The 11524-nt window shown below is 56.9% G+C and carries 13 protein-coding genes and 1 pseudogene; 8 read left to right on the top strand and 6 right to left on the bottom strand.

Annotation, left to right across the window (positions count from 1 at the left end; translation table 11 throughout):
• Together QA600_RS21685 and QA600_RS21680 are read right to left on the bottom strand one after the other, a co-directional pair.
• Window positions 1-137: pseudogene (locus QA600_RS21685) on the bottom strand (helix-turn-helix transcriptional regulator); the annotation flags it as partial.
• A 90-nt stretch (window positions 138-227) separates the two neighbouring features.
• Window positions 228-845 carry a site-specific integrase gene (locus QA600_RS21680; protein ID WP_278294018.1) on the bottom strand — a complete coding sequence of 206 codons (618 nt, stop codon included), beginning with the start codon at window positions 843-845 and terminating at the stop codon, window positions 228-230.
• 851 nt (window positions 846-1696) lie between these two features.
• Between QA600_RS21680 and QA600_RS21675 the strand changes: the two genes are divergently transcribed.
• The 4 genes from QA600_RS21675 (at window position 1697) to QA600_RS21660 (ending at window position 3556) form a co-directional block, all read left to right on the top strand.
• A complete protein-coding gene (locus QA600_RS21675; protein WP_278294017.1) occupies window positions 1697-2434 on the top strand; it encodes a hypothetical protein in 738 nt (245 codons plus the stop codon).
• 183 nt (window positions 2435-2617) lie between these two features.
• Window positions 2618-2830 (top strand): hypothetical protein, encoded by a 213-nt coding sequence (locus QA600_RS21670; RefSeq protein ID WP_278294016.1) that lies wholly within the window; start codon window positions 2618-2620, stop codon window positions 2828-2830.
• Between the two features lie 169 nt (window positions 2831-2999).
• Window positions 3000-3194: a hypothetical protein gene (locus QA600_RS21665; RefSeq protein WP_278294015.1), complete on the top strand. Its 195-nt coding sequence runs from the start codon at window positions 3000-3002 to the stop codon at window positions 3192-3194.
• A 104-nt stretch (window positions 3195-3298) separates the two neighbouring features.
• Complete coding sequence (locus QA600_RS21660) at window positions 3299-3556, top strand: hypothetical protein (protein WP_278294014.1); 258 nt, start codon at window positions 3299-3301, stop codon at window positions 3554-3556.
• 159 nt (window positions 3557-3715) lie between these two features.
• Here QA600_RS21660 and QA600_RS21655 read toward each other — a convergent pair whose 3' ends face one another.
• The 4 genes from QA600_RS21655 to QA600_RS21640 form a co-directional block, all read right to left on the bottom strand.
• Window positions 3716-4093, bottom strand: a complete 378-nt coding sequence (locus QA600_RS21655; RefSeq protein ID WP_278294013.1) for a hypothetical protein — start codon at window positions 4091-4093, stop codon at window positions 3716-3718.
• Between the two features lie 89 nt (window positions 4094-4182).
• Window positions 4183-5616 carry a hypothetical protein gene (locus QA600_RS21650; RefSeq protein WP_278294012.1) on the bottom strand — a complete coding sequence of 478 codons (1434 nt, stop codon included), beginning with the start codon at window positions 5614-5616 and terminating at the stop codon, window positions 4183-4185.
• 30 nt (window positions 5617-5646) lie between these two features.
• A complete protein-coding gene (locus tag QA600_RS21645) occupies window positions 5647-5886 on the bottom strand; it encodes a hypothetical protein (RefSeq protein ID WP_278294011.1) in 240 nt (79 codons plus the stop codon).
• 1 nt (window position 5887) lies between these two features.
• Window positions 5888-6121 carry a hypothetical protein gene (locus QA600_RS21640; RefSeq protein WP_345782049.1) on the bottom strand — a complete coding sequence of 78 codons (234 nt, stop codon included), beginning with the start codon at window positions 6119-6121 and terminating at the stop codon, window positions 5888-5890.
• Window positions 6122-6288: 167 nt separating this feature from the next.
• Here QA600_RS21640 and QA600_RS21635 point away from each other — a divergent pair, with 167 nt between their 5' ends.
• The 4 genes from QA600_RS21635 to QA600_RS21620 all read left to right on the top strand — a co-directional run bounded on the left by QA600_RS21635 (window position 6289) and on the right by QA600_RS21620 (window position 11520).
• Window positions 6289-6693: a hypothetical protein gene (locus QA600_RS21635; protein ID WP_278294009.1), complete on the top strand. Its 405-nt coding sequence runs from the start codon at window positions 6289-6291 to the stop codon at window positions 6691-6693.
• Window positions 6694-6757: 64 nt separating this feature from the next.
• On the top strand, window positions 6758-8131 hold the full coding sequence (locus QA600_RS21630) for a hypothetical protein (protein ID WP_278294008.1): 1374 nt from the start codon (window positions 6758-6760) through the stop codon (window positions 8129-8131).
• Window positions 8121-8444, top strand: coding sequence for a hypothetical protein (locus QA600_RS21625; protein ID WP_278294007.1), 324 nt, complete (start codon window positions 8121-8123; stop codon window positions 8442-8444). Before QA600_RS21630 ends, QA600_RS21625 begins: the two co-directional genes overlap by 11 nt.
• Window positions 8437-11520 (top strand): DUF87 domain-containing protein, encoded by a 3084-nt coding sequence (locus QA600_RS21620; protein WP_278294006.1) that lies wholly within the window; start codon window positions 8437-8439, stop codon window positions 11518-11520. Before QA600_RS21625 ends, QA600_RS21620 begins: the two co-directional genes overlap by 8 nt.
• Window positions 11521-11524 lie beyond the last annotated feature (4 nt).

The raw sequence follows: 11524 nt of genomic DNA, 5'->3' as shown, positions 1-11524 counted from the left end.
TTCGGATACAGACGACCGTGGTGGACCTCTTTTTCGTAATAGTTCTCGAGCTCCTCTTTGATCGCAAGTCCGTGTGGTTCATCCAGGCCAGCAGCAACATAGAGCAGATCGCGCTGGAAAGCGGTCAGATCGTACATATCTGCCTCTTGTCCGTTGGCAGTTTAAATGAGTCGAAGACCTCCTCCTCTCACTGACCAGTGAGATCCGAACAACCACCGATCTTCCACCTACCGTGGGATCAAGTGACTATAGATTTGGTCCGTGGTTTGTCTATTGGCGTGACGGAGTCGTAGCTGAGCGTCCTCAAGCCGACCACCGTCGATCTGGATAATCCGATAGGCCACAGAGTGCCGAAGCGTGTGCGGAGTAACCTCCGTCGGCTCTCCTATACCACCGCCTGCAAGCAGCGGCCGCACGTTCGCTTCTACAGCGAGTTTTTCTATGAGCCGCTGTAGGGATCGTGCCGTGATTCGGTCGCTTGAGCGGGTAGGAAAGAGAGCTGTAGTGTCCTTCCATCGGTCCCGAAGATACCGACGGAGTAGTCGAACCGTCTCAGGCTTGAGCTCGAGAGTCGCTGGCGGTGGTGAGCCTTTCTGGATAGCACTCGGGAGATAGATGGTCCCGTTTTCGAGATCTAGGTGACTCACGTCGAGAGCGCACAGCTCGCCGGCGCGAAGGCCAGCATCATAGAGCAGTGCAACGATCACCTCATTCCGGTCCTGAAGGTAGGGTGCGACGGCGTCAGATAGACAGACGTCCCGAAGCCGTTCAACCTGTGTCGGCTTGAGCCATGTTTGGGCGCGGCTGTACTCATCAGAGTGCTCAACGTCGGGATTGCTTGGCATGGGTTCTGTAGACGACTTGGTTTATAAGCGAGAAGGGTAAATCGGTCGGTGAACGTCGCAGTTTGTGTTGAACTCCGACGTTCGGCTGACAATATGACATACCCCATAGGTGCTCACAAGAGAATAACGGTTGGCGTTCGCCGTTTTACCAGGGAGACGGGTCTTCTCTGGACCCCGTTACATGGTGATGCTTACGTACCGACGAGAGTGTAACGACAACGCCACAGTTAGAGCTTCCAATCAGTACTATTATCACTACATCACATTGTGGTTTAGGAAATGTCCATCAGATGTTATTTATTCGGTCATGCGGATTCGAAATATTTTGAGAGCAAAAAAGAAAATGGGAGAGTTCGGGTTAGGACATGTTCTCGATGTACGAAGACTTTCTCCAAAACGAGTATCGATAATTCAGGAGCAATACAGAGTGTTGAAATCTATCAAGGCCTACTAACAGATCCAGTGTGGTCTCCACAGGATACTTGATCTTCTCGCCCGATCACCGATAGAGAACAGCGGAGTTCACTCTGAACTCAGACGCTCGGCTGACTACATGACATACCACATAGTGCTCTTACAAGAGAATGACGGTTAGAAATCGCTGCTTCACCAGATAGAGGGGCTTTCTCTGGATCCATTCACGCTAAAGCGGCGGTCCGTTACATGGAGATGCGAACCGTTGTTATTTCTACCAGATACCGGGGTATTGGCAGACCGCTGCTGAATAGATAGCACAGATGGTGCACACTGTACGGCTCTGCCAATACTGAAATCGGTCGTCTCACGCTTTCGAATTCGTTGATGTAGGACTGTATCGAAGGATTATCTTACCTGACACACACACATTACCTATGAATACGGCTGATGCGGAGCAAATTGGGATACTCTGTGACGACGATCAGCCGGTGTTCACTGCCGTCGCCGGACGACTTCGGGACGCGGGACATACAGTTCGGTTCTTCGATCCGCGATCGGAACTCTCTCCAAGCCACATCGACGATCTTGCTCTGCTCGTCAACAAGCAGGTGTTCCCGCTCAATATCCCCGCCCTCAGGTACGCACGGCGAACGGGGACATCCTTGTGGAATAACCTCGCCGCGACGATTGCGTTGAGTTCACGGCTAATCGGACTGCAAGCGCTTGAAGCGGTCGGATTTCGAACACCCCGAATAACTTTTGAGAAACCCGACTCTGAGTACGTCGCAAAGCCCTATTACATCTGGAACGGCGACCCCGAACTAAACGGTGAAGGGGATTTCTATCAAGAACTGATTCCCACGAAGCCTGTCGACTACAAGTACTACGCCGTCAACGATGGAACGCGAGTCCATACGACGGCCAAGCGTGTTACCTCAAAGCTTTACGCCCCCAAGCGCTTCCTGAGTCAGGTTCGTTCCAGACCAACGCTTAGGCGTCGTTTGCGCCGCCTCGTTGATCGACTCGGTCTTCGGGGCGTCGGGGTCGACTTCGTCAAAGATAACGAGGATCGATTCTGGGCCGTAGACGTCAATCTCGCTGCAGGTTACCGGAATAGCGGGTTAGAACCCGCCCTCTGTAAATCGATTAGTACGAGTCTTCCCGATCGTTGATCTGAGAGCATCTCCTCAAACTGCGTACCAAGGAGAACTTTTTATACGTGATATTCACCACGTGATTTTGATAGCTATCGGAAGGCTCGAGTAGTTCGACTGCCGTGATGGGTCGGATAATATCTACGATATGTATGCTATCGATGCTCGCATTTAACATACTATAGCGGCTTACATGTAATCATGGAGTTCGGAACTGGGGATGAGATATCTGAGGAGGAGATAGCTGAACAGTTGGAAAAAGAAGGGGAAATAGACATAACTGTTAGTGGTGATGATCGGATCCCGATAGGCTCTTTCATTGAAATGTTCGACGATCATCTCGATAACCCCAATTTTGACATATTCATCGAGCACGCTGAATTGGTGTTTGTGACAAATGGGGATGATGATTAAGCGCTAGTGATTTTACCGGCGGGATCACAGACCATAGCTACGTTCTCAAGTCTCTCGAATGATCTGGATTGTTGTGTGTCTTGGTTGTCTGATCGACGACAACCAAAGGTGATTTTGGTTAACTCGAGAGACCCGCACGACTTTCCCGATCGCGTCGGTAGATCGCTGCATGAGCAACGACGTCCAAACATACGACTGTCCATCCCCCGACTGCTCGAGGACGTTCGGCGCAAGGGAGGAATTTACCGAGCACATCAACACTGAGCACGCCGGCGAGTACCAACGCGATGGCTGGCCGGATACCGAGGCCGGGCGGCAGACTCGGCGTGATCGCAATGGAAGTACAGACACGGACGACGAGTAATCGATTGCTCAAGTACCATACCGCCTTCTTCAATTTCGACTGACCACAGGTTCAGGCTTGAAGAGTACACAAACTGTTTCACAAATGAGTCTGTAGAGTGATCTATGTCTAAGACGAATTCGGCCACCGATATCGAGAATTGGAACGGTGCCCTTGGCCCACAGTCCGAAAGCGAGCCATTGTTCTACGAACTCAATGTTGGGGAGAACTCTGTTCGTCTCGTCGGTCCCTCTCCTGGACAGCTCTATGAGTATGATCGGGATGAGTTTGAGCAGCTTGTTGCCGACGGCGAGTGGGTGCTGGCTGAGGACGATCCCGAAAATGAGGTCTTCCAGACGCCTAATGGCGACCAGCCGTACTAACTGATTGTTGTCGGCGGGTTTTGGTCCAAGCCCTGCATGGACAGATTGGGCAATCCGACAGCGAGAAATACTAATTTTCCGTAACTTTGCATAAGAGCGGGGAGTCTTAACCAACAACACCCCCGGCAGTCACCCCCTCAGTTGGTTAGATCAAGAATCTCACTCTTCGAGTTCGCCGTCGTCGCTGCGGCCGCCGTCGACAGGGACGCCGGTGAGCCACCACTTCGCTCGAGTGAGGACGCCAGCTTGATCGACCATACGTTCGCGGCGTTCGCGATAGCGCTCGAGCTCTCGCTGTTCGTCGACGTACTCGACTAACTCAGTGACCTCGTCAATACGACTGTTCGTAGCCGCGAGTTGCCGCTGTAAGCGATCACGTTCGTTCTGGAGTTCGTCCACCTGCTCTGTGAGGCGTTCATACTCGGTGATGAAGGTTCTCACCGCCTCGCTCTTAGATTCATACTCGCCGCCGTCCCCCGTTTTCTCCTCGAGGATCTCGGCTTGCTCGTCGGTGATCGTAATTGTTAGTCTTGGCACCGGTGACTCTCCTCACCGCCCGTAAGAACTCGCTCACACAAGTGGTTCAGTCAGCCGGATGTCTGACGGTTCACCAAGCAAAATACAGTTTATCCGATTGGCTCGCCGTTGAGGACGACCTCGTTCATCGACGGCGTCGCACCCCCGAACACACTCGAGCGAGTGCCATCCCACCCGGTCGTTTGTATCTCAATACCCTCCAGTTCGACGTCGAATCCTGAAGTGAAATAGAAGGCGTCGCCGGGCTCAGTAAGTTCGACTGACGTATTCGTGACCGTCGCTCGTTCGGTCCCATCAAGCGCCCCGATCGCGTAGCTACCGCCAGCGCCACCGGCGCCATCGTCAACGCCGATCCGGATGTGACAGTTTCGAACTTCGAACTCCCCGCCACGGAGCCGGATCCCACGCTGAGACCCGTACGTTCTCTCGTCGGGCGTGTGGTCGACCTCAGCGATACAGTTCTCGAGCGTCGACTGTCCATAGGGTCCGTCTCGAGCCTCGTCGTAGTCGTCGGTTTCATCGAGGTACTCAACAGGCTCCCAGTCGGGACCGCTGTCGGTCCGAAGGCTCGCGACGCCGCTATTCGCCGCGTGGCAATTGGTGAGAATCTTCCGACCTGAGCCCCCACGAACGTAGATCCCGTTATCCGGCCACCCGCCGCACTGGATATTATTGAAGTGGATCGTTCCCTGCATTTGTGGGTGACCGGTGATCCCCGACGTCGACCACGACTGTCCGAGGCCGTACTCATTCGTTCTCCCAGCGTAGTCGGTCGTTCGGCGTGTGTTGATAGTGTTTTCGTGGTGTAGCCCGCCCCACCGCATGTCGATTGAATCGACGAGCCCGGTCGACTCGGGAGAGTGGGTCGCGACGCGCATGTTCCCGTGGGTTCCGAGGTCGTGCATCCCATTGAAGAGGATGTTCCGAACCTCGAGGTCACCGTCTACGTGAGCATTGATCGCCTGCATTCCCGAGTTTTCTCGGCTCCAGTCAAAAATGAAGCCACCAAACACGAACTCGCCGCGGTGAGGAGTGCTGTCGGTGCCGACCCGGAACATCATGGTGCTTCCCGAATACTCTCCCGAACCGACGGTATGGCTGTGGATAGATTCGACCTCGCCGTGACGGATCACTGCGTTCTGACCGATCAAGCCGACGTCCCTCGATCTTGTCCGTCGGAATTGACTATTGAGCTTGTAGTCTCCTTGTGGGAGAACGATTAGCGTATCGTCACTCCAGGCACTCGAGAGCGCGTCGCCGATCGGCTCCTCACCGGAGGGGTCGGCGCCGTGATCTTCAACGAGATTCGTGACGGTCTCGAATCGATCGGCGTACGCTCCAGGATCAAGCGCTGTCGCGACACTGTCGCCGCCGGCGCCACTCGCTCCCGATTCACCGTTACCGTCGCTCTCGCCGCCGTATGTCGATACGTTCGTGCATCCAGCGACCGAAGCGCTGATCCCTGCGGCGATCCCTCCGAGCAACGATCGCCGAGAGTAGTTTGTGAACTGTTGGAGTGTCATGGTTTCACCTCGAGAAGCGCTGTCTATGCGTTAGCTCCAGATCACGCCCGCGCCGAGAAGCGCGAACATGACCCCGAGTATTTCCATAGTCGTCCCACGGAATCCGGTGTTATTCGAGGCGTTCCGAGTGATCAGGATGTACCCCCCGATGAGGAAGAACGGGATTGCGCCAAATTCCCTGCTCCCGATCGAGAGGAACGCGGCAAGAAAAGCAGCGAGGCCGATGAGTTTCGCGAGCCGCGCGTTGAAATGTGGATAGAATACGGACATGCTACCCACCGTCCTCGCACACGACCTCCCGTAACTCTTTGAGGAGTTCCGGGTGATTTTCCTCGAGAATATCAATGTCGGTCGGGAGTTCGTCGTGTATCTTGTTCCGGACCCTCGAGGCCGCTTGATACTGGTATTCTTTCTCCTCGGTGTCGTCGCTTGCAATCAGTTCGCGTTCTCGGTCCGTCAGAATTGCACGCCGTCGGGCCATGTCGCCCGTGTTTTCCGGCTGCATACCCATATGCGTATATCGTTCCCACATACATTAAACGTTCCCTCTTGCTGCAACGTTCCCATATAACCATAACTATAAGTGGTTGACTCTAGTTGGATAAAGTAAGCACTGATCGGTTGTAGAACCGACCGGCGCACCAACGCCGGCCGAAGTGCTGTTGAGACAGCATGCTAGATCACAACCCCCTACCGGATGTGTGTTCCGGCCTTAGAGAGTGTATTGGCAGAAATTATAGAGTCCCGTCGTTAGTCATGTTGCTATCGACGTTGATGCTGACGATGTCGGTCGCGGCTCAAGAGGAGGACTTTTGTAGCACCGAGGCAGGCGAAATGCTCGGTAACACAGTCGGGTTCGTCGGTGCGATCGTCGTCATGATGCTCGTGATCGGGCTCCTCATCGGTGGCGGGCTCGAGGCGCTACCATTGACCGGCGGCGTCGCACGGATTGCTCACCGTATCGTCGGCGGGCTATTCGTCGGCATATTCGTGCTCGTGCTCGGGTTCTCGTTCCTACAGTTCGGACTTGGATACTCGGTGATCGACACGGGTATGGCGTGTACCCCGCTCGACTAATCTCGAGGGTTCGATAATGTCCCGATTTTCCCGTTTCGCAGCCGTCCTACTGGCCGTTTTACTCTTGAGCAGCGCGTTCGTCGCGCCAGCGCTCGCACAAGAGGGTCCGGTCGGGAACGAGACGGACGACGAGAACGAAACGATCGGCCCGACCGATCCAGCGGTTGGGAACGAGATCAACGAGAGTGAGAACGAGACCGGCGCTGAGGACGACGAGGACGGTATGGGTAACTGGGTGTCTGACGCGGCACCGTCGGTGAGCAACCCAGTCCCGAGTACGGGCGAGTTCGTTGATGGAATCTTCGAGTGGGTCCAAGACAGTGCTGTCGGGATTATCGAAGGTGTCCTGGAGGGATCCATCGAGGTTCTCATCGGCACCCCCGAGCCTGGAAACGCGGGTTGGAACGGGATCTTCGGGCAGCCAACTGAGGAGCCGTTCGCTTCCCTCTTTGAACCGATCTATGAGGGAATGATCCTCCCGTTCACAGTCGCGATACTGTCTATCATTATCCTGGCGCTCACCGGATTCCTCCCCTACTCGAGTCTCGTCGGGAGCTACCGGGTCTACATGTGGATCATTCGGCTTGTCGTCGCGATCTTCGCACTGATCTTCGCATGGCCGGTTGTCGGTTGGATGCACCAATTGTCGAATGATATCGCATGGGCGTTCGCTCCCGAGAGCGATGAGATACTGTCGATCACAGGCTCGCTCACGCTCGGGTCGACAGCCGCCCCCGTCGCGGCATCGATCTACCTGTTCGGGTGGATCAAAATCGTCCTCTATGCATTCGTCTACTTCTTCAGATATCAGCTACTGTTCTGGATGCCGTTCGTGTTCCCGATTCTGCTAATCCTCGCTCTCGCAGCACCCCACAAGCGGCTTCGAAGCTTCGGATCCTTCGGTCTCTGGCAATACATCGGCTTGCTGATCATGACCTGGCCGAACGCCATGATGTTCGGCGCCGCCTATCAGCTCGACTGGGGATTCAACGTCAGCTCGTTCGCGAACGTCGGGCTCATATTCGGGATGTTCCTCACCGGGATCCTCGTTCCGATCGCGATCATGTACGCTATGGCTCAGGGACCGGGTCTTGTGACCGGCGTTATGATGGGGACCGCCTCGAGCGCCGCGAGTGGCGTTCGGCGCCGCTCGCAGAAAGGATGGAAACCACAGACGTCGGTCGCACCTCGAGAGCTCTCACAGCAAGCGCGGAACCGTGCACAGACGACCTACCAAAAGACACAGACGCAACTCAGCTCAATGCGAGGTCGACTCTCACGGTCGTCTTCGAGCCCCGGATCTAACTCCGGGACGTCGGCCGGCGGCTCCTCGAGTTCCTCGAAAGAAATCAAGTCGAACTACGGCGACTCGAGCGGTGCAACGACACTTGCACAGCGAATGAAACAGCGAAACAGGAATAAGAATAATGGCGACTGATAGCACCGGCACCGACGAAAGTACAGCGACTCGAGAGCGACAAGTCCTTAGCGACGTCTCGGAGCGCCCCGACTGGATGGGATTCTCGATTTTCGGGCTCTTGCTGTTTCTGACGCCAGCGCTCACCCTGTTCACGCTGACGGCGATTATGCACCCCCGGCCGTTCTGGTGGGTGCTCCTCTTGGCGACGCTTGCGGCGGCGTTCGGCGCGTTCGTCGCGATCGCCATGACTCCGGACCATATCACGGCCGGACAGTACGCGAAGAAGCTCGTCAACCACTACACCCAACAGCCGATCCTGATCCATGACTGAGAACGCTACCAGCGACGCCGATGCGGAAACGACCACGAGTAGCAGCGACCTCGAGCAACCAGCACCAACCTCGAAGCTTCGGAAGTTCGCCCAACTCCCAGGAATCAAGGGTTCGATCCTTGGGTCGGACGAGTACGAACCAACTCAAGAGTTAATCCCGCTCAAGAAATCGTACCGACAGCGCTACGCTGTCGAACGTGACGACGGTGCGCTGATCGGCGCTGTGCATATCTCGCCGGCGAATATGAGTCTCAAGGACGACGACCACTGGGAGCAACAGGTTAACCGACTCGCACGCATGCTCGCGTCAACTGTTGAGTACCCGGCTCAGTGGTACAATCCCATGCGTTCGGTCGACTTCGAGGACCGACGGGCTCGGTTCTTCGATCAGGAACAGACTCACCTCCAAGGCGCCGACACTGCTCCCGACGCTCAAGACGAACTCCGGGAGCGGGTGCTCGCGGACGTTGCCGGCGAACGTGCCGCCGTGATCGGGCTTCTCCAGGATACGACCATGCGGCGAGAGCACTATTTTGTCGTCGCCGTCGAACCCAAAGAGGCCGTCTCGCCGGTCTCGAGTGACGGCGGGGGGCTCGCGAACGTTCCCGGCGTCGGTCAGATTATCGAGTGGCGCGAACTCCAGAAACAGCGCGGCTCTCCCGAGCACACGAGAGAACTCCTCGATAAACTCGAGCGCCGCGTTGAAGACGTCGCGACGAGCGTGCAAACCCTGGAGGATATTACGGCGACGCCGCTCTCGTCGACCGAGTTCGCGAAGATCCTCGCTGACTACTACCGGACCGACGACGTCTATGCGTTCGACGACTTTTCGCAGGTCGCCCGTGAGTCACCGGTCCCGGAGCTCGAGGATCAAGGCGACGAGGACCCCGCGCCGGATCTCTCCTACGATCACCTCGAGCGTGGTCCCGACCGTGACGGTCACACGTTCGCCGCTGAGCGTCACGCCCGACGGGACCCGTCCGAGACGGCGACGCCTCGAGACGACGCCGACAGCGACGACGTCGCGGCGCTCTCCGAGGACTACGGCACCGCCGGGATTGCACTCGACGACGACGCGCTCGAGGAGAACTTTCAGTCACTGCTCGCTCCCGAGGTCGTTGATCGGTCGTCGCCGAATCACGTTACTCTCGACGGCGATACGCACTCGACGACGCTCGTGATCCGCGATTGGCCGGCAATCCCACCGGTCGGGATGCTCGAAGGCCTGCTTACGTTCGACGAACCCGGGGTTCAGGTGACCGTCTCGACACACTTCGAGGGGCTGAACGTCGCCGACGAGCTCCAGCGGCTCAAGTCGACCGAGACCTCGCTCCGGCTCAAGGCCGAACGCGCTGAGGAACGAGACTCGCCGCTCGCTGATCGGAAAGTCGAACAGTGGGAAGCCGCTCGAGACATCAAGCAGTCGGTCGAACACGCCGATACCGGACTCTTCGAGACGAACACCTACGTTGAGATTCGGTCGACCGACCTCGAGCAACTCCGTTCGGTCGTCCGGAAGACAAAGAGCCGTCTCAAGGAACTCAACGCCGCGGCGAAAGAGCTCACGTTCAATCAGGATCGGGGATGGCAGACCGCAGCACCGGCGTGCAAGAACGACGTTCACGACTCGGTCCAAATGACCGGCGACGGTCTCGCGGCGCTACTCCCGTGGGTCTCGAGCAACCTCGTTGAGCCGACCGGCGTCGAATTCGGGACTCACGCCGAACTCAACGAGCCGACGCTTGTCGATCTATGGAGCCGGTCGACCGGCTACAATATGGGGATCTTCGGAACGATCGGGTCGGGCAAGACGACGACGCTCAAGACGATACTTACCCGACAGAAACTCACGAACGACGACGTTCGGCTCGTGCTCTGTGACCCGCTCCAAGAGTTCGCCGGGCTGACCGAAATATTCGACGGCGATCGGGTCGTGATCGGCGGGTCGACGAACATCAACCCGCTACACCTCGAGGCCGACGAGGACCGAGCCAACACCGACGACGAATACACCCCTGTCTCGGATGCAAAAGTCCGGGCTATGTCGTTCGTTAAGACGTACTATGAGAACGAGGAAGGGCTCTCACTCGGTCGGAAACAAGGTGTCTGGCGGCGTGCGATCAGTACAGCTTACGACCGTGCAGGCTACCACGAGCGCGACGGCACCGTGACCTTCGGTGAGGAGCCGCCGACGCTCCAGGACGTCTTCAAGATTCTCCGGAGAATGGTCGACTCGCCGGAGAACTTTGTCGACAAGGCTCTTGACGAAGACGCCGATACGATCGGCGACTGGAAGCAGCGGGCGATCGATATCATAAACAACGATATCCAGGCGTTCGACGAGGGCGAGATTTACCACAACCTCACCAAGCCGACCGACATTAGCCTCGAGGGATCCGACGTCGTCTACCTCGATCTTCAGCGCTACAACAGCGACGAGAACCGCGGGCTCATGATGCAACTGCTCGTCTCGCAGATCTACGAACAGACCAAGACATCCGACCGGAAAACGATGTTCGCGATCGACGAGAGCCACTACATGACTCGGCACTCGAGCGACCTCGCTTTCCTCAAGCAAGCCGTTCGCCACTCTCGACACTACGACCTTTCCGTGGTCTTCTCGACTCAGACGATCAGCGAGTTCCTCGCAACGACCGAGGACGGCGGACTCACGGACACCTCCGAGGTTATCCTCGATAACATGTCTATCCAGATCTACCAGTACCTCAAAGAAATGGACCGAAGTCTCGGCGACGAACTCGGTCTCACGAGTACCGAGGTCGACTACGTTCGGGACGCCGCCTCGGGGAAAGAGGGACAGGGCTACTCCGAGGCGCTGCTCCGGGTCGACGAGAAGGGGTCCTATCCGATCCGGGTTGAAATGGACGACTCGCTCAATCCGTGCGAGTTCTCGCTCGTTCGCTACGATCCGACCGATCACGGCGACGACCCCTACCAGTGGCTCCAGGAACAGACGGACGACTGGCGCTGGGAGCTCCCGGCCGAACCCGGCGACGACGTCCTCGAGGACGACGTGACCGAGACGGAACCGAACGCGATCGCGGCGGACGACTAACCGA

Source organism: Natronococcus sp. A-GB1 (genome assembly GCF_029688845.1).
GTDB lineage: Archaea > Halobacteriota > Halobacteria > Halobacteriales > Natrialbaceae > Natronococcus.
The sequence above is the reverse complement of the archived record's forward strand: the minus strand, read 5'-3'. Positions and strand labels throughout refer to the sequence as shown.